The organism is Acidovorax sp. LjRoot66 (assembly GCF_964253305.1).
Lineage (GTDB): Bacteria > Pseudomonadota > Gammaproteobacteria > Burkholderiales > Burkholderiaceae_C > Acidovorax.
The window spans coordinates 3291833-3308621 of the sequence record NZ_CAXUQU020000001.1 but is presented as its reverse complement, the minus strand read 5'-3'; the positions used below and the strand labels follow the sequence as shown (position 1 = coordinate 3308621).

Below are 16789 nucleotides of genomic sequence, written 5' to 3'. Positions count from 1 at the left end.
ACACATGGTTTGTATTGAAGGCACTCACAATTCCCCTGACAACCAAGAGACAAGGCTGTACTATTGAAGGAGCATTGCAAAATACCAAATTAACTTCAATGAGGACGCTATCTTGGAAGACAATACGCTGGAAAATTTCGCTGATGATGCCGACGATGAGCTTGAGGCAGTATCAACCTCTGAATCCGACAGATTTCGCGATGCCGTACTTTATGGGACGGACTGGACTATTCGCACTCTTCTACAACAAATTGAAGAAGGCAATATTGAGCTATCGCCAGATTTTCAACGCCGAGATGCATGGTCTTTGCCCAATAAAAGTAGATTTATTGAATCCGTTGCATTGCAACTACCTATCCCTCAAATTGTACTGGCAGAAAGAAAGCAACAACGAGGTACATATGTAGTCCTTGACGGAAAGCAACGACTCTTAACACTCGCCCAGTTTGCCGGCCAATTCCCCCAGGATCATCCATTCTGGGAAGAATCGGCAAGACGTTCTCACCTAAAGCTGACAGGCTTAAAGGTACTCTCCCATCTAAATGGTAAAACTTATCAAGATATTCAAAATACCATCGATTTATCACAACTAAAAACCCAATTCGACAACCACACCATTCGCAGTGCTCTAATTAGAAATTGGCCAGATGAAGACTATTTATACGAAGTCTTTATTCGCCTTAATACAGGCAGCGCCAAACTTTCACCTCAAGAGCTTCGGCAGGCCATGAAGCCGGGACAATTCACAAGCTTCCTCGGGAATAGATCAGCAGACAGCAAGACAATTCAGAAACTACTAGGCATTCGTGGACCAGACTTTAGAATGCGAGATGTCGATTTGCTTTTAAGAATGGTTGCTTTTGCCACCAGACTTCCAATGTACAAAGGTAATTTGAAGCCTTTTTTGGATGATACACAAAGCGCGTTGAATAGAGATTGGAATGAAAAAGGACCAGCCGTCATCGATCTTGTTTCGAAGATTGAAAATGGTTTTTCCCTGCTTTTTGACGCATTCGGCGGCGCAGAGAATGTCGGCCGCAGATGGGTAGATGGAAAATTTGAGTATCAAGTAAATCGAGCAATCTTAGACGTCCAAGTGGCTTCAATTCTCGACGAAGGCTTTTCCGATCTAGTCAAAAAGGATGGAATCGACGTCAAATCACTATTCATTGAAGTTTGCAATACAGATCAAGAATTCGTCCAGTCAATTTCCGGCACTACAAAATCAATTGTCGCAATAAAAAATAGATATAGAATATGGAAGACAAAGATTGAAACAGCAACCGGATTAGAGATTACCTTTCCAAGGATGCCAAATGGCTAGCAGTGCATTTTTGATTTTGGAAAACAATCTTCATAATCTAAAAGCAATCTACTTAGATGCATCAATGGGTGCCGTCCTCCCTTCGCTTGAGCAGTCAGAGTTGGCTAGGGCATTCGTGGTGCTGGCCCATGCGGAAATAGAGTATTTCGTTGAAACCATATTCGAAGACTTATGCAAAGATGTACAGACAAATGCACTGAACGGCAAATACATCTCATCATCACTTGCACTAATAACTTACTCAAACATTGAACAACTAGCTGCCGGAGCAATTTTAATTGGACAAAGAAATGAAAAGAGAATTTTAAGCAAACGATTCGGCGAGGCATTTGGAAAATATCGAGACATCATTACAGAAAATCACGGCATTCGTGAAAAATACTTAGCAAAACTTGCAATTCCCATGGGCCTATCGGGAGACAAAGTCGATCCTACATGGAAAATTGATTTAGAGAGTTTTTGCGATCTTCGAGGAGCATTCGCACACAAGGCGCGAACGTTTTCAATGGCATCACCGGCATCAGTAAACCCAAATGACGTTTGGGCAAAATGTCAGTTGCTGGTATGGGGCAACCCATCCCTCTCCACTGGATTAATATCCTCATTCAAAGACATTGATGCTTGGGTTTCTTGGCAACGAGGGAATTTTGGCGCCTCATTCAATGGCACACCAGCACATCCAACGTGGCGTATAAAAAATCTATTCAGCTGGATAATAAAATAAAAAACAACTGATCTATAGATCGCCGCAAAATAACCAGTAACAGGGAAAGAGGGCGAGGCATTTCCCTGTCCTCATTTCGCCGACCAGTGATTTTCAATCAGCCCGCCATACAACACTCAAGGCGGCGTCGCCATGTTCCAACGCCACTCGATCTACTCGCACTCAATCATGGAATCAAGCAACTTGCCGCTGGCAAAGAACTCCGGCGGTGCAACACCGGCATGCAGTCCTGAAATGCGCTCTGGATCTCGGGGTCGAGCGATCCGATTGCGGACTGAAAACCAGCCCTTTGCGGCTGCGTCAAAACGATGCGCTTGTAGATGCGCTCTTTGGCCGGCCGCAGCCCACCGGTCTTTGCATCGGTGAAATCAAACTCTGAGTGAATGCTCAATCACCTCGATGCGGTCCGCCCGCTGGATCAGGCTGCCAAGGTCGTAGGGATAGCGCTTGCCCTCCTTGGTATCCGCACAACCGCCTACCAGCAGGGCGGCAAGGGAAAGCAGAACAGCGATCAATGGCTTCATGGTCGGTTGTCTTTGGTGGTCCCTTCGCAACCCACCGCGAGGTCCCCCGACAGCATACCTGGCGGCACTTGACCTCAAGTGCGGTTGATGTTTTAAAAACACGGGCAATGCAACTACCAAGGCCCCTGCACCATGCACATCCAACCCCTCGAAGCCCTGCTCCAGCGCGGGGTGGACAACGCCGTGCTCCGGTTCACGCTGGGATCGCACTACCTGAAAATGAACGACGCTGGCACAGCCGTCGCCCACCTTCAGCGGTGCCTGCAATGGTCCCCGGACTACTCCGCCGCGTGGAAGCTGCTGGGCAAGGCCCACGCGCTCAACGCCAACACCGAGGCCGCACAGGACGCCTGGACCCAGGGCATGGCCGTGGCCGAACGCAAGGGTGATCACCAGGCCCGCAAGGAGATGCAGGTGTTCCTGCGCCGCCTGCAGCGCTCAGACCAGCCCTCAGAGGCTGGGAGTTTTTGACCGTGCCCGAAAGGCGTGCCACAACGCCCTGGATCTAGGCGCAAAGCGCAGCCATAGCTCGGGCTATGGTGAGCATTTGCAACGACGAGCCGGGGTGTTTTGGCGTGCAAGGCGGGCATGGACGAAAGACTCTCAGCCTCTTAGAGCGGCTAACAAAACTCAGCGAAGCGGTTCTGGCTAGGCGCTGCGTCGCAGGCAGTACGACAAGACGCTGCAACGACGCCAGAAGAGTTTTGTTAGCCGCTCTTAGCCCCTCCACATCCTGAATGTCACGTACAGGATGTACGCCAGGAACAGCACGATCCACGCCAGAAAGAACATGTTGCTCCAGTACTGGCCCGCCTGTTCTGCCAGGGTGTAGACCTGTCCTCTGCAGCCCTTTCCCACGCATTCGATCTCGCCCCTGGCCAGCGCGCGCAGCAGGCCGAAGGACAGAAAGCCGGTGATGGCAGCGCACACCACGAAGCCCACCGGCCCCAGGGGCGGCTTGGTGACTTCGTCGTTCTCGTCGCGATATCCTTTGGCGAGTTGTTTCTGCCCGTAGCGGTACACGGCATACCCGAGAAGAAGCATCAGCGTGTAGTAAATGATGTCGATCATGTCATCAAGCCGTGGTGTCGATGAGGTGGATAAGCAGACAGGCGGGCGGATAAGACGTTGGCAACGATGGTATCCGAGCGCGGTTGGGGTGGCGCTTGAGCCCATGCAGACACAGGGCCAAACGCGATCCGTGTGATGATGTCAACCGAACTAGAACGGACACACTTCCATGGCAACCCCTCCCGACAATATCAGCATGGCCCTGTTTTGCGACTTTGAAAACGTCGCCCTGGGCGTGCGCGATGCGCAGTACGACAAATTCGACATCAAGCCCATCCTGGAGCGCCTGCTGCTCAAGGGCTCCATCGTGGTCAAGAAGGCCTATTGCGACTGGGAGCGCTACAAGGGCTTCAAGGCCACCATGCACGAGGCCAATTTCGAGCTGATCGAGATCCCCCACGTGCGCCAGTCGGGCAAGAACTCGGCCGACATCCGCCTGGTGGTGGACGCGCTGGACCTGTGCTACACCAAGTCGCACGTCAACACCTTCGTCATCATCAGCGGCGATTCGGACTTCTCGCCCCTGGTCTCCAAGCTGCGCGAGAACAACAAGCAGGTCATCGGCGTGGGCGTCAAGCAGTCCACCTCGGACCTGTTGATCGCCAACTGCGACGAGTTCATCTTCTACGACGACCTGGTGCGCGAAAAGCAGCGCGCCCTGGCCCGGCGCCAGAGCCCCGGCTCGCCGCCCGCCCCGCGCCGCACGCCCGAGGAAGAGCGCAGCCGCAAGGAATCGCAGGACGTGCGCCGCGCCCAGGGCGTGGAGCTGGCGGTGGAGACCTTCGAGGCCCTGACCTCCGAGCGCGGCGACAGCGGCAAGATCTGGGCCTCGGTGCTCAAGGAAGCCATCAAGCGCCGCAAGCCCGATTTCAGCGAAAGCTACTACGGCTTTCGCACCTTCGGCAACCTGCTCGAAGAGGCGCAGGCGCGCGGGCTGCTGGAGTTTGGCCGCGACGAACGGTCTGGCGCGTATGTGTTCCGCGGCCTGGGCACCGCAGGTGGCGATGCGCCCGAGTCTGCCGGCCGCAGCGATGCAGCCCCCGCCGAACGCCAGGGCAACAACGCGGGCAACCAGCGCCATGACTTCCACGCCGTGGCAGCGCTGCCGGATGCCTCTGGCGGCGGCAGCGGTGAAGGCGGTGGCGGGCGCGGCGGCCGCTCGCGCGGGCGCCGTGGAGACGGCTCCGCGCGATCCGGCGCGACGCAGCAGCATGCGGATGCGCGGCAAGACCTGCAGCAGCCACAGCATGCAGACGCCCGCACAGACCACCAGGGCGCCGACGAGCGCGACGACGCGCCAGCCGAGCGCCCGGCCCGCACCAGCTACTTCACCCAGCCAGCGCCCGCCCCCGTGCCGACGCCAGAGCCTGCTGAAACACAACCGCCCTACCGCGACGAGCCGGCAGACGATGCCGAGGCCGCCGACGAGCGTGCCGAGGCAGCAGCCGCTGCGATGGTAGACGCGCTGGACGACGCCGCGGACAGCGTTGGCGCAGCCGCTTCGGCCACCGCGCGCGCGCCCCGCAGCCGCCGTGCGGCCACGGCACCTGCACCGCGCAAGGGCGCAAGCAGCAGCGGCGGGCGCAAGCCAGCCGCAGCGCAGGCCGACGCACCTGCGGCCGAGCCCGCACCACCGGCAAGGGGCAAAAAGACGACTACTGCCGCCCCTGCAGCCGCACCCGCCAAGGCTGCAGCGGCACCCCGTGCACGCAAGCCACGCGGTGAAGGCAAGTCGGCCAAAACGGCGGAATAGTCCCCTTTGCGTACCCTTGCGGCCGAGCGACTACCGCCGCTGGCCGCAAGGGCCTCCCTCGGACAACACGGAGTAAGTCTTCGCGATGGGACGTGCCCTGGTTCGGGATGGAGTGGGGTGGAAAAATGCCTACGCAGCGCAGCCTTCGCTCGTGAGAGTGCCTTGCAACTCGGCCTTGTGCCGCGCTCGCAGCTCCACTTCAAACTGAATGATCTTGGCCGGGGGCGTGCTGCGGCACGTCACCATCAAGACCCTCCGGGGGTTGACGCGCACCACCTCGTCCACCGCGGGGGTTGCAAGCGCTGACTTGACGCTGCCGACCTGGTATGCATCGGGCCGGATGTGCACCTCCAACGGCCGGGTCATGGCCGAGCACCCGGCCAGTGCGAACAAAGCGAGCAAGCCCGAAAAACCAACAAATCCCATGCGCTTCTCCCATTCAGGTTGTACTTCTTCTGCGCCAACCAGTACCGAAGACGCTTTCACGTTATAGACACATCGAGCGCATGGCCTGTCACAAAACGTACTGACAGGCTGAGACGCCGCACCCATGGCGGCACTTCAAGACGGCGATGCGGCATGGCAGCCGTCGGCAAAGCCTGAAAGACCGGCAAGCCCACGTAGACTGCGGGGCAAACCGATTACAGCCCATGCCCACCGATACCTCCTACCGCCCCCACCTGCACCGCACCGGCCTGGCCCTGCTCATCGTGGGCGGCATCGACATCGTCGCCTGGCTCGTCTGCCTGGCACTCGACGTGCCCTATGTGTCGAGCTTCAACATCTTCTCCGTGGCGGGCGGCATCTTCCTGCTGCGCGGCAGCCTGCGCGCGGCGTCCATCGTGCGGCGCATGTCCATCTCCATGCTGGCGCTGCTGGCGGCGGTGGTGCTGGTGTCGCCGTTGCTGCAGCCGCCGGGCCTGACGCTGGCGATGATCAAGACGCATGCCGCGCTGGCCCTGCTCGGCGGCGTGCTGCTGGTGTTCACCGTGGCGCTGATGGCGTGGCTGGCGCGCGAGCTGGGCGCGCCCCCGGTGCTTTCAGCCACTGCGGCTGCCGGCCTCAAGGTGCGCAGCACGCGCTGGCCCATTGCCATGGGCGCGGGCATCGCCGTGCTGCTGGCCGGTGCCAGCATGGCCCTGCAGCACACCGATGCGGCGGCGCGTGCCATCGCCCAGGCGCGCGCCGCCCATGGCGATGGCTACCGCTACCACCTGAGCCTGATCCAGGCGAAGGAGACCGCTGCAGGGCGCGAGATCACGGGCACCGTGTCGGCGTGGAACAGCGATGGGGTCAAGACCGTGCCGTTCCGCTGGGTGCAATGAGGCAATGGCTGACAAACTTGTGCGCTGTGGTCCGGTTATCCTCGTAACCGCATGTCAGCCGACCCGATAAAACCACTCCCACATCGATCTTCTGCATTCCATGGTGGCGGTGGCCGAATGGGCGCCCGCATCCGCGCATTCGACTGGGCTGCCACGCCACTGGGGCCCATTGCGCAATGGCCCGCATCGCTGCGCATCGCGGTGGACATGATGCTTGGCTCCGATTTTCCCGCCTGCCTGTTCTGGGGGCCGGACCTGATCGCCCTGTACAACGACGGCTACCACACCATCCTGGGCGGCAAGGGCGACGCACTGGGCCAGCCCCTGCGCGTGACCTGGGCCGAGGCGTGGGAGAGCCTCCAACCCATTGCCGAAAAGGCCCTGGCGGGCGAGTCCACCTTCATCGAAGACTTCCCGCTTCGCATCGACCGCAGCGGAACGCTGGAGGATGCCTACTTCACCTTCTGCTACAGCCCCTGGTTCGACGAGCACGGCGCCATCGTCGCCATGCTCGACACGGTGGTCGAGACCACCGACAAGGTGCTCGCCGAGCGCAAGGCGCGGTCTGAGCGCGCGCGCCAGCAGCGCCTGCTGCAGCAGATGCCCGGCTTTGTGGGCGTGCTCACCGGACCTGAACATACCTTCGAGTACGTGAACGTTGCCTACGTGAAGATCTCGGGCCCGCGCGACTTCATCGGCCGCACCGTGCGCGAAGTGTTCCCCGAGCTGGCAGGCCAGGGATACTACGAAATGCTGGACCGGGTGTACGCCACCGGCGAGCCCATGCAAGCCTCGGCCATGCCCATCCAGTTGCAGGGCGAGGCCCACGAGCGCCATATCGACATCCTCTACGAAGCCATGCGCGACGACGCCGGCGCCATCCACGGCATCTTCGTCGGCGGCTACGACGTGACCGAGCGCGTGCAGGCCCAGGCAGCCGCGCAGGCCAGCGAGGCGCGGCTGCGCGCCCTCAACGCCGACCTGGAGCGCCAGGTGATCGAGCGCACCCTCTCGCGTGGCCGAGCCTGGGCCGTGAGCCCCGAGCTGCTGTGCGTGATCAACGCCAGCGGGTACTTCGAGGCCGCCAACCCCGCCTGGGAACGCACGCTGGGCTGGACGGAAGACGAGATGCAGCGCATGGGCTTTCGTGAGCTGGTGCACCCCGACGACCTGGCCTCCAGCGAGCGCGCCTGGGCCGATGCCAGCGAACGCGGCCTGCCCGTGCTGCGCTTTGAAAACCGCTACCGCATGAAGGCCGGCGGCTGGCGCTGGCTGTCCTGGGTGGCGGTGCCTGAAGAGGGCCTGGTCTACTGCATCACCCGCGACGTGCAGGACGAAAAGGACCACGCCGCCGCGCTGGCCGAGCGCACGGCCGAGCGCGACGTGCTGGCCACCATCGTGCAGACCACCGACGCCTTCATCCAGGTGCTGGACCGGGACTACCGCTTCCTGGCCATCAACCAGGCCAATGCGGACGAGTACGAGCGCGTGTACGGCGTGCGCCCCGCTCCCGGCGATAGCCTGACCGCGCTGCTGAACGGCACGGGGGCCGATGTGCAGGCCGCGCTGGCGCTGTGGCAGCGTGCCATGGCCGGCGAGTCCTTCACCATCCAGGGCCAGTTCGGCAACCCGGCGATTGCCCAGCGCCAGTATGAGCTCAAGTTCGAAGTGCTGCGCGCCGCCGACGGCACGCAGATCGGCGCGTTTGCCACCGGTGTGGACATCACCGACCGGCTGCGCCAGCAGGCCGCGTTCGACGAGGCGCAAGAGGCCCTGCGCCAGGCGCAGAAGATGGAGGCCGTGGGCCAGCTCACCGGCGGCATTGCGCACGACTTCAACAACCTGCTGGCCGCCATGAGCGGCAGCCTGCAGGTCATGAAGATCCAGATGGCCAAGGGCAAGCGCGAGGGCCTGGAGCGCTACATCGAGATGTGCGAGCGCTCGGTGCGCAGCGCCGCCAGCCTCACGCAGCGCCTCCTGGCCTTCTCGCGCCGCCAGACGCTGGACCCGCGCCCCGTGGACGTGAACCGCCTGGTGACCGGCATGCAGGACCTGATCGCCCGCACCGTGGGCCCCACAGTGGACCTGCAGGTGGCCGCCGCCCCCGACCTGTGGGCCACCCGCATCGACCCCTCGCAGCTGGAAAACGCGCTGCTCAACCTGTGCATCAACGCGCGCGACGCGATGATGCCCCAGGGCGGGCGCCTGCTCATCACCACCGCCAACCGGGTGCTGGACGAGCGCAGCGCCCGCGAGCACGAACTGGCCCCCGGCGAATACCTGGTGCTGAGCGTGGCCGACACCGGCTCCGGCATGCCACCGGGTCTCATCAAGCGCATCTTCGACCCCTTCTTCACCACCAAGCCCCTGGGCGAGGGCACGGGCCTGGGGCTGTCGATGGTGTATGGCTTCGTGCGCCAGTCGGGCGGGCAGGTGCGCGTGCAATCGGCCCCGGGCCAGGGCACCACCATGCACCTGTACCTGCCGCGCCACCAGGGCCATGCGCAGGAGGAAGCCGCAGCGGCCCACCACGACCTGGCGCCAGGTGCAGGCGAGACGGTGCTGGTGATCGAGGACGAGCACACCATCCGCGAGCTGGTCAGCGAGGTGCTGGCCGAGGCCGGCTACCGCGTGCTGCTGGCCGACAGCGGCCCCACCGGCCTGCACCTGCTGCAGGGCCCCGAACGCATCGACCTGCTGCTCACCGACGTGGGCCTGCCCGGCGGCCTCAACGGCCGCCAGGTGGCCGACGCCGGCCGCAGCGTGCGCCGAGGGCTCAAGGTGCTGTTCATCACCGGCTACGCCGAAAACGCCGCCGTGGGCAACGGCCTCATGGACGAAGGCATGGCCATCCTCACCAAGCCCTTTGAGATACCGCACCTGGTGAACAAGGTGCGGCAGATGCTGGATGGGGCGAGGTAACTGCCGGGTGCCTGGCCACTGGCCTCTGGGGTGCCTTCAGCAATTGGCAGCCCTGGTGTTCACACCGCCGCGCAGAACGCGCGGCGCCACCAACTGCGCCACCGCCAGGGTGCCTTGCCTGCATACAGCGCGGGCAGGTCCACGAAAGACGAGTGGGCTCTGCTCCCCTGGTGCTGGTGCGCGGCCGCACCGCCAGCGGCCAGGCTGGCAAAGGCTCGCCGAGCACGGCGGCACCATGGCTCATGCCTGGGTCTGCACCGGCCCTGGCCAGGATGCCGCACGGCTCGACCGGTACTGCCCTGGGCGCATGCCCGTGGCGCGCAGAAAGGCTGAACTGAATGCTGCGGGCGACCCGTAGCCCACGCTCTCGGCAACCTGGGCAATGGCCAGGTCGCCGGCCTTCAGCGCTGCGGCGGCCACGGCCATGCGCCATGCATGCAGGTAGCGCAGCGGGGGCACGCCCACGAGCGCCTTGAAGCGCTCAGTGAACGCAGTGCGCGACATGGCCACGTGCGATCCCAGTTCAACCAGCGTCCAGGCACGCGTGTGGTCCGAATGCAGAAGGCCCAGGGCGGGGCCGATCTTGGGGTCGTGCAGGGCACCCAGCCATCCGGGTGTATGAACGCCCGATGCCAGGTGCACCCGCAAGCACTGCATGAGCACCATGGTGGCCAGATTGGTGGCGATGACGGCGGCCCCAGGGCGCACGGCCTGGGTCTCCAGGCGCAGCAGCTCCAGCAGGGCCTGCAGCGCCGCGGCGCCTTGTGACCGGGCGGGCACGTGGATGATGGGTGGAAGCCAGTCGAGCAACAGCGCCTTTGCCCCGCCATCGAACACGAAGCGGCCTCCTGCGGCGCTGACCTTGTCGCCTGCCTCGCCGAAACGGACCACGCCATCACGGCCCACCAACCGTGCGAGCGCATCGCGCCCGTCGATGGCTTCGAGCGACGGGTCGCTGCCTGTGCAGTACGACTGCCCTCGCGTCAGCAGGTAGAAGTCCCCGGCCTTCAAATGCAAGGGCGGCGTCCCATCCTCGGTCCACAACCAGAAAGCGCCTTGCAGCACCGCACCGAATTTCGCGTGGGGCCGCCCGTCGAACCGCATGGCCCAGGGCCCACGCACCTCGATGCGTGCAGACGGCAGGCTCTGCACCCTGAGCAGAGAAAAGACCTGGGAGAGTGGGTCCATGGATTTGTACGATCGATGATCAGGATGGTGTTTTTGATTATCGACCAACCACCCTCCCCCGCTTCATCATGGACGCCAATGGCGCCAAAGAACCGTTTCGCGGGGACGGCGCCCGTGGGCGAAAGGGCTTTCACATGCAAGACATCAAGAACAAGGTGGTACTCATCACGGGCGCCAGCAGCGGCATTGGCGAGGCCACAGCCCTGCTGCTGGCAGCGCGCGGGGCGCGGCTGGTGCTCGGGGCACGCGGAGTGGACCGGTTGCAGGCGCTGGCCGCACGCATCACCGATGCGGGGGGCACATGCACAACGGCGCGGCTCGATGTGGCCCGGCGTGAAGATGTTGCCAGCATCGTGGCGCTGGCCATGGAGCGCTACGGGCGGCTGGATGTGCTGGTCAACAATGCCGGTATCGGGCCGATCTCTGCGCTGGACGATCTTCGGGTCGAGGAGTGGGATTCGATGATCGACATCAACATCAAGGGCGTGCTGTACGGCATCGCGGCGGCGCTGCCTGTCTTTCGGGCGCAGGGGTGCGGGCACTTCGTCAACATTGCGTCCACGGCAGCGCACCGAATCGTCCCCAACATGGCGGTCTATGCCGCCACCAAGGTCGCCGTGCGGGCGATATCGGAAGGGCTGCGGCAAGAGGCTGGCGAGAACCTGCGCGTTACGGTCATTTCGCCCGGCTTCACCCGAACAGGTTTTGCGGATTCGATGACGGTTCCGGCGCTCAAGGCCCAGACCCTGGCGGCGATGGAAAACATGGCGATCCCGCCGCAGGCCATCGCCCACGCAATCGCCTTCGCCATCGAGCAGCCCGCCGAGGTGGATGTGGGCGAGATCATCATCAGGCCCACGGCGCAGGCTTAGCAGGCAAAAGGACACCTGGCCTCCTGCATCCGGAATGAAAGCCCGTGCGCCGCACGGCACAGCAGCTTTTCACCTGGCCGGTGCTGCCTGTGTCGCCGGGCCCTGACCCACCTTCAACTGCATCAGCAGATCGCCGGTGTCGGCGTTGAGCCAGTAGTCCTTCACCTTGCCGCCTTCGATGCGCAGGATGTCGGTGCCGGTGAAGCGCAGCGGCGTGCCGACGGGCGCGTAGGCGCCAGGAATGCCGCCGCGGTAGCGGCCCACCGCCACCCAGCGCAGCACGGCAAAGTCGCCGTCGATGATGGGGCCCACCTGCACCGTGAAGCGCAGGTCACCAAACAGCCCGTGGCTCTGGGCCACCCAGCCCGCCAGACCCGCCGGGCCACTGATTTCGGTGTCGGGCCGCCCGTCCAGCAGGGTGGCATGCAAGGCGAAGTCGGGGGCGACGATGGTCTTGGCAAGGTCGAGGTCGCCGTTCCAGAAAGCAAGCCATTGGGTGGCCAGTGCCTGGTGGGAGGCAGCTGACGAGGCCACGGAGCGTACAGGCACGATGGGCTTCGGGTTGGCAGCGCCAGGGTCGGGCGTGGCGCCAAAAGCGGTGGTCAGGCTGGCCGCCACCAGTGCGGCGGCAGCGATGGCATAGAAGCCGCGGTGGGCATGGCGTTGGGTCAAAGTGGTCATGGAAAGCTCCTGGAATCAAGGTTCGATGCGTTGAAGGGGGACGATGGCCCTGGGGGTCATCGCCCGGTTGCTGGCGTTCTCCGCAGCTGCCGGGGCAAGCCCCTGCGGGCTCTTGCGCTGTCAAGCCGTGCTGCGATGGGAGAAGTTTGCGTGCGCACCGCCTCAAAGGGAATTGCCTAAATAAGGCTAGCGTCCATGCATTTATGCATACCCATGAACCACCCGGGTGATCGATTGCGGGCACGGGCTGGCCGCGCCTGGGGCCAATGGCGCTACAGCGCCCGCAGGGGCGCCAGAGGAAAAAGGGTGTGGGGCTACGGCTGCCTGATGTAGGCACCCAGGCCCGCAGCGAGCGCGGCGAACGTCACCGCGCAGCGCGGGCTTTCGCGCAGGTCCTCGTGCATGGCGATCCAGGTGTCCAGCGCCAGCGCGAACCTGGACTTGAGCACGCGCACCAGGGACTTGTCCTTCGCCGCCAGTGCCACATGGCACACACCGATGCCGTAGCCCGCGCGTATCGCGGCCAACTGTGCCAGGTCGCTGTCCGCACGGAACGCCAGCCCTGCCCGCGCAAATGCCGGAAACTGCACCTGCAGCTTGCGCAGAAACGGGGTCTCGTGGTCGAACCCGACCATGGCGTGGCCGGCCAGGTCGTCCATCGTCCTGGGGGTGCCATGTGCTGCCAGGTAGCGCTTGTGCGCGTGCAGCCCGATCTCGACACCGCCCACGCGCCTGGCGACCAGCGCCTCCTGCGTGGGCTTGACCATGCGCACAGCGATGTCGGCCTCGCGGTGCAGAAGGTCGTCCACCGCGTTCGACAGCACCAGCTCGATGGTCAGTTGCGGATGCTCTCTGCGCAGGGCGGCCAGGATGGGCGGCAGCACCTCCACGCCGATGACTTCGCTGGCGGTCAGGCGCACGGTGCCGCGCACGCCTGAGCCGTGGCTGCTGGCCACGCGGCGCAGCGCCGCCGCTGTAGCGGCCACGCCATTGGCATAGGGCGCCAGCTCCAGCGCGGCATCGGTGGGCGCAAAGCCATCGAACGACCGCGTGAAGAGCTTGAGCGCCAGCGCGTCCTCCAGGCTGTCGATGTGGCGCCCCACGGTGGGCTGGGTCAGCCCCATCTTGCGTGCAGCCGCCGAAAGGGAGCCTGTCTCCAGCACGTTGAGGAAGGTGCGGTACCACTCCCAGTTCGGTTCGTTGTCGGTCACGGCATGCATTTATTTATAGAGGCAATGCGATTCTAAGCAATTTTCTTTTAACTACCCATCTCGCAAACTGCAGTCCCACACAGCAAGAGCCACCCAACCCATCACAGGAGCCCCGCATGAACCAGGCAGCCACCACCGCCCTGCCCCTTCCTTCTCGCAGCGATTGCGAGTTGGCCGCTCTGGCAAGCCGGGCTGGGCCGGCGGCTTTCTCCATCGGTATCGCTGCGCTGGAAGGCTATCTGCGGATGCCGATCCGGCTGTTCCTCGATTGCTACCTGCAGCCGGTGCTGGCGTTTGCTACGTCCATCAATGACGCACTTTTCGGCAAGCCCTCGTTCCAAACCCCACCCCAGGAAATCACCATGACCAAAATGCTGCGCCTGATCGGCCTGTTCAAGCCCTTCATGCGCGAGATGGTGGAGATGAACTACCTGATGACCGACCCGCTGGTCATGGACGACTCCGCCCTGCAGCAACTGATCGGGCCGCTCCGCAAGACACCCTATGCAGAGGGAATACGGCAGACACTGGCGGCCGCAGCACGCTCCGGCCGCGCGCTTGAAGGCCAGAAAGAGGAGGCGAACACGCCTCGGAACCTGTGCAAGACAACCCTGACCAGGTTCACGGAGTGCTTCAGCCTCCCGGCACCTCTTCGCGCAGCACCCCATGCGTGTCGCACTGCTCGTCCAGGTCGCTGATGGCCTGATCGGCCTGCTCGCCTGGGTAGATCAGGCGCACCACCAGAAACTCCTCGCCGCTGTCGTCCAGCACCTCGTGCCGGCGCGCGGCGCCCAAAGCCTGCCAGACGAGCACGACGCTCATCGCGTCCGTGGTCGCGCTGATCATGGTGCTGTGCGATTCGCGCCCGTCGCGCGTGAATCGGAAAACGGCTGAGGACATTGGCATACAGGCAGGGGGTAGGGGCAGGCCCAGGTCTTCCTCTGAGCGATGCCCAGGTGGCACCATGGTAGCAACACTGGGCTGGCCGGGTGTCCAACAAAGCCTGCGCGAGAAGTAAGCCATTGTGTACTGCCCGCGCCCCCAAAAAAGGGCCCGCTCGGCGGCGGGCCCAACTCGCGATGGTCACGAGGGAGAGAGACGCCGCAAACCTCGCGGCGCAACCATCGTAAAAGTGCCGCCCCTCCCCCCACTGTAGGACTGCAGGCCAATGCGTGGAGGCCCCGCCCGGGCTAGCGCCCGCTCACCTGGCTTACAAATCGGCGCCCCGCAGGCCCGCTGGATACCGCCCGTGCATCTGCTTACCGGGCATGGGATTTTTCTGACCGGCGCATAGGACAAGACCTACAAAACAGCGCCGTCGCGGCGCCCAAGAATGGAGTCACACACGGTCGTCGTGTGCAATGTTTTCACCTCAACAGGAGAACGTGTATGCCAAAGAACAACCCCCAAGGCAACAACCAGACCCAGGACGACACGAACAACCCGCAGCGCAACCCCTCGGGCGAACGCCAGCAGGAGCAGAGCACGGGCAGCCCGGGTAGCCGCCAGCAGGGCCAGCAAGGCCAACAGAACAACGAGGCCAGTCGCCAGCAAGGTGAGTCATCGGACCAGCGGTCGCAGAAAACCCAGCACTGATGGGGCCCGGCTTCTGCGGCCCGCAACAGTCCCGGCGCAGGCGGGCGTGATGGATCGCCTTCCTGGTGCACAGCGGCTTGCGGGCCGCAGTTCCGCCAACCACGGTGACCTCAACGGCACCGTTGATGGATGAATTGATTGATCGATTCATTGATTGGATTTGAAGAAAGAGGGGCGCGCGGCCTGGCCTGCGTACCGCACGCGCCGCCGCCCGCCCCGCCCAAGGAGCAAGACAATGGGATACCGAGACAGTGACGACAGTGGCTTTTCGCGCCACGGAATGAACCACCGCGACAACGACCACCCCGACCTGGCCCGCGACGAAGACCTGCGCACCAGCCATTCCATCCCCGGGGACAGCCGCACAGGCCGCTACGAGCCCTTCGGCGGTCGCCGCGACGGCCAGGGCTACCAGGGCGGGCGCAGCTGGCAAGCCCACAGCGATGCCGGACGGGATTTTGGCCGCGAGCGCTACGACCAAGGCCAGGGCAGCGGTTACCGCAGCAACCGCGACAGCGGCTATGGCTACGGCGCGCGCAGCCCCGACATCGGTGGCTACGACCCGTACGAAGCAGAGCAACGCTTTCGCCAGCAGCAACAGTACGGTAGCGGCGGCAACTATGGTGGCGGCTACGGCCAGGATGACCGTGCACGCCTGAACCGCCCCGACGCCTGGGCCCGCGAAGGCTATGGCGGCCCTGAGCGTGACCAGGGCGACGGCTACTCCATCCAGCGCGGCCGCAGCTACGGCTATGGCTACGACGGCCGGCCGGATGCCCGGCAGGAAGGCTACGGTGGCAACTACGACCGCCAGCAGCAGGGCAACCCCCTGTACCGCAGCAGCCAGCGCGAGCACCATGACCCCGACTACTCTGCCTGGCGCCAGGAGCAGTTGCGCCTGCTCGACGAGGACTACGACTCGTGGCGCAACGAGCGCTACCAGAAATTCTCTGACGAGTTCAACACCTGGCGCACCTCGCGCAGCCGCAACGAGGGGCTGCTCGGCTCCAACCAGTCGGGCCAGGTGGTGCAGAACCCGCCGGCCAAGAGCCAGCAAGGCAGCAGCACCACCAACCCGGGCACCACCGCGGGGGCAGCCCAGGGCAAGACCAAGGAGTGATGGAGTGCGGTAACGCAGGGCGGCGCAGCTCTGCCCCGCCGTGCCAACCAAGGCGCGCCGCGCCCGGAACCCTCCGTCCAGCGCGCAGCCAAGTGCCACGGGTGCCTGCGGCGTCGCCTTCATTGTCGACAGGGCCGTGGGCAGGCCCGCGTGCCTTGCGCACCCCTCCATCTGGCGCCTGCGACAAGGCAATGCCTTGCCAGCAGGCGTTGGCTGATGTGCAACAAGCCATTCGAAAAGCCCAGCCACAGAAGCCCAGCCCCTACCTGTCTTGCCGCCGTCCGGCGGCACCACGCGGACCCGTCCTACAGCACCCGACCCGCTCCAGCGTGACCATGGCCTTCGAGCCCCTCATACGGATTTTCCTTCAGCCGTATAACCAGGCGGGAAGCCGCAGACAGTGCTGTAGCACGGCAAGGCGGACCAACGAAGTTAGACGGTTGACGGCAAATCCGTATCACACGGCCAGCGCCGGCCC

General features: G+C 63.4%; 16 protein-coding genes and 1 pseudogene. 10 read left to right on the top strand and 7 right to left on the bottom strand.

The genetic code is table 11. From position 1 onward, the window contains the following. The first annotated feature begins 112 nt into the window (after positions 1-112). The gene (locus ACSQ3Y_RS15645) at positions 113-1324 is read left to right on the top strand and encodes a DUF262 domain-containing protein (protein WP_436177972.1); all 1212 of its coding nucleotides are present in this window, start codon (positions 113-115) and stop codon (positions 1322-1324) included. Continuing rightward, positions 1317-2048 carry a HEPN domain-containing protein gene (locus tag ACSQ3Y_RS15640; RefSeq protein ID WP_436177971.1) on the top strand — a complete coding sequence of 244 codons (732 nt, stop codon included), beginning with the start codon at positions 1317-1319 and terminating at the stop codon, positions 2046-2048. Before ACSQ3Y_RS15645 ends, ACSQ3Y_RS15640 begins: the two co-directional genes overlap by 8 nt. 368 nt (positions 2049-2416) lie before the next feature. On the opposite strand, the gene ACSQ3Y_RS15635 is transcribed toward ACSQ3Y_RS15640, so the two are convergent. Next, positions 2417-2572: a hypothetical protein gene (locus ACSQ3Y_RS15635; RefSeq protein WP_436177970.1), complete on the bottom strand. Its 156-nt coding sequence runs from the start codon at positions 2570-2572 to the stop codon at positions 2417-2419. Positions 2573-2704: 132 nt separating this feature from the next. Here ACSQ3Y_RS15635 and ACSQ3Y_RS15630 point away from each other — a divergent pair, with 132 nt between their 5' ends. Continuing rightward, positions 2705-3043 (top strand): tetratricopeptide repeat protein, encoded by a 339-nt coding sequence (locus ACSQ3Y_RS15630; protein WP_436177969.1) that lies wholly within the window; start codon positions 2705-2707, stop codon positions 3041-3043. A 246-nt stretch (positions 3044-3289) separates the two neighbouring features. Here the strand turns inward: ACSQ3Y_RS15630 and ACSQ3Y_RS15625 are convergent, their stop codons facing one another. Then, entirely contained in the window at positions 3290-3643 is a 354-nt protein-coding gene (locus tag ACSQ3Y_RS15625; RefSeq protein ID WP_057199776.1) for a hypothetical protein, read from the bottom strand. 169 nt (positions 3644-3812) lie between these two features. Here ACSQ3Y_RS15625 and ACSQ3Y_RS15620 point away from each other — a divergent pair, with 169 nt between their 5' ends. After that, positions 3813-5396 carry an NYN domain-containing protein gene (locus ACSQ3Y_RS15620; protein ID WP_436177968.1) on the top strand — a complete coding sequence of 528 codons (1584 nt, stop codon included), beginning with the start codon at positions 3813-3815 and terminating at the stop codon, positions 5394-5396. Positions 5397-5525: 129 nt separating this feature from the next. Here ACSQ3Y_RS15620 and ACSQ3Y_RS15615 read toward each other — a convergent pair whose 3' ends face one another. Continuing rightward, positions 5526-5882: a hypothetical protein gene (locus tag ACSQ3Y_RS15615; protein ID WP_157412305.1), complete on the bottom strand. Its 357-nt coding sequence runs from the start codon at positions 5880-5882 to the stop codon at positions 5526-5528. Between the two features lie 164 nt (positions 5883-6046). On the opposite strand from ACSQ3Y_RS15615, the gene ACSQ3Y_RS15610 reads away from it, so the two are divergent. Next, entirely contained in the window at positions 6047-6721 is a 675-nt protein-coding gene (locus ACSQ3Y_RS15610; RefSeq protein ID WP_436177967.1) for a hypothetical protein, read from the top strand. A gap of 117 nt (positions 6722-6838) precedes the next feature. Next, on the top strand, positions 6839-9643 hold the full coding sequence (locus ACSQ3Y_RS15605; RefSeq protein ID WP_436177966.1) for a PAS domain-containing protein: 2805 nt from the start codon (positions 6839-6841) through the stop codon (positions 9641-9643). A gap of 240 nt (positions 9644-9883) precedes the next feature. Here ACSQ3Y_RS15605 and ACSQ3Y_RS15600 read toward each other — a convergent pair whose 3' ends face one another. Beyond that, positions 9884-10831 carry an AraC family transcriptional regulator gene (locus tag ACSQ3Y_RS15600; protein ID WP_436177965.1) on the bottom strand — a complete coding sequence of 316 codons (948 nt, stop codon included), beginning with the start codon at positions 10829-10831 and terminating at the stop codon, positions 9884-9886. Here ACSQ3Y_RS15600 and ACSQ3Y_RS15595 point away from each other — a divergent pair. After that, complete coding sequence (locus ACSQ3Y_RS15595; protein ID WP_436177964.1) at positions 10822-11703, top strand: SDR family oxidoreductase; 882 nt, start codon at positions 10822-10824, stop codon at positions 11701-11703. The two genes, ACSQ3Y_RS15600 and ACSQ3Y_RS15595, sit on opposite strands and share 10 nt — an antisense overlap. Before the next feature lie 69 nt (positions 11704-11772). Here the strand turns inward: ACSQ3Y_RS15595 and ACSQ3Y_RS15590 are convergent, their stop codons facing one another. Then, a complete protein-coding gene (locus ACSQ3Y_RS15590) occupies positions 11773-12384 on the bottom strand; it encodes an ester cyclase (protein WP_436177963.1) in 612 nt (203 codons plus the stop codon). Positions 12385-12698: 314 nt separating this feature from the next. After that, positions 12699-13604: a LysR family transcriptional regulator gene (locus ACSQ3Y_RS15585; RefSeq protein ID WP_436177962.1), complete on the bottom strand. Its 906-nt coding sequence runs from the start codon at positions 13602-13604 to the stop codon at positions 12699-12701. A gap of 362 nt (positions 13605-13966) precedes the next feature. On the opposite strand from ACSQ3Y_RS15585, the pseudogene ACSQ3Y_RS15580 reads away from it, so the two are divergent. Then, positions 13967-14134, top strand: a pseudogene (locus tag ACSQ3Y_RS15580) (epimerase); the annotation flags it as partial. Positions 14135-14228: 94 nt separating this feature from the next. On the opposite strand, the gene ACSQ3Y_RS15575 reads toward ACSQ3Y_RS15580, so the two are convergent. Next, complete coding sequence (locus ACSQ3Y_RS15575) at positions 14229-14495, bottom strand: hypothetical protein (RefSeq protein ID WP_436177961.1); 267 nt, start codon at positions 14493-14495, stop codon at positions 14229-14231. A gap of 489 nt (positions 14496-14984) precedes the next feature. Here ACSQ3Y_RS15575 and ACSQ3Y_RS15570 point away from each other — a divergent pair, with 489 nt between their 5' ends. Together ACSQ3Y_RS15570 and ACSQ3Y_RS15565 are read left to right on the top strand one after the other, a co-directional pair. After that, positions 14985-15191: a hypothetical protein gene (locus ACSQ3Y_RS15570; RefSeq protein ID WP_436177960.1), complete on the top strand. Its 207-nt coding sequence runs from the start codon at positions 14985-14987 to the stop codon at positions 15189-15191. 235 nt (positions 15192-15426) lie between these two features. After that, on the top strand, positions 15427-16311 hold the full coding sequence (locus ACSQ3Y_RS15565) for a hypothetical protein (protein ID WP_436177959.1): 885 nt from the start codon (positions 15427-15429) through the stop codon (positions 16309-16311). The last annotated feature ends 478 nt before the right edge of the window (positions 16312-16789 follow it).

Excerpts from the sequence above, each read along its gene's own strand:
- ACSQ3Y_RS15640 (WP_436177971.1), top strand. The coding sequence starts at position 1,317 with ATGGCTAGCAGTGCATTTTTGATTTTGGAAAACAATCTTCATAATCTA.
- ACSQ3Y_RS15635 (WP_436177970.1), bottom strand. The coding sequence starts at position 2,572 with ATGAAGCCATTGATCGCTGTTCTGCTTTCCCTTGCCGCCCTGCTGGTA.
- ACSQ3Y_RS15630 (WP_436177969.1), top strand. The coding sequence starts at position 2,705 with ATGCACATCCAACCCCTCGAAGCCCTGCTCCAGCGCGGGGTGGACAAC.
- ACSQ3Y_RS15625 (WP_057199776.1), bottom strand. The coding sequence starts at position 3,643 with ATGATCGACATCATTTACTACACGCTGATGCTTCTTCTCGGGTATGCC.
- ACSQ3Y_RS15620 (WP_436177968.1), top strand. The coding sequence starts at position 3,813 with ATGGCAACCCCTCCCGACAATATCAGCATGGCCCTGTTTTGCGACTTT.
- ACSQ3Y_RS15610 (WP_436177967.1), top strand. The coding sequence starts at position 6,047 with ATGCCCACCGATACCTCCTACCGCCCCCACCTGCACCGCACCGGCCTG.
- ACSQ3Y_RS15605 (WP_436177966.1), top strand. The coding sequence starts at position 6,839 with ATGGGCGCCCGCATCCGCGCATTCGACTGGGCTGCCACGCCACTGGGG.
- ACSQ3Y_RS15600 (WP_436177965.1), bottom strand. The coding sequence starts at position 10,831 with ATGGACCCACTCTCCCAGGTCTTTTCTCTGCTCAGGGTGCAGAGCCTG.
- ACSQ3Y_RS15590 (WP_436177963.1), bottom strand. The coding sequence starts at position 12,384 with ATGACCACTTTGACCCAACGCCATGCCCACCGCGGCTTCTATGCCATC.
- ACSQ3Y_RS15585 (WP_436177962.1), bottom strand. The coding sequence starts at position 13,604 with ATGCATGCCGTGACCGACAACGAACCGAACTGGGAGTGGTACCGCACC.
- ACSQ3Y_RS15575 (WP_436177961.1), bottom strand. The coding sequence starts at position 14,495 with ATGTCCTCAGCCGTTTTCCGATTCACGCGCGACGGGCGCGAATCGCAC.
- ACSQ3Y_RS15570 (WP_436177960.1), top strand. The coding sequence starts at position 14,985 with ATGCCAAAGAACAACCCCCAAGGCAACAACCAGACCCAGGACGACACG.
- ACSQ3Y_RS15565 (WP_436177959.1), top strand. The coding sequence starts at position 15,427 with ATGGGATACCGAGACAGTGACGACAGTGGCTTTTCGCGCCACGGAATG.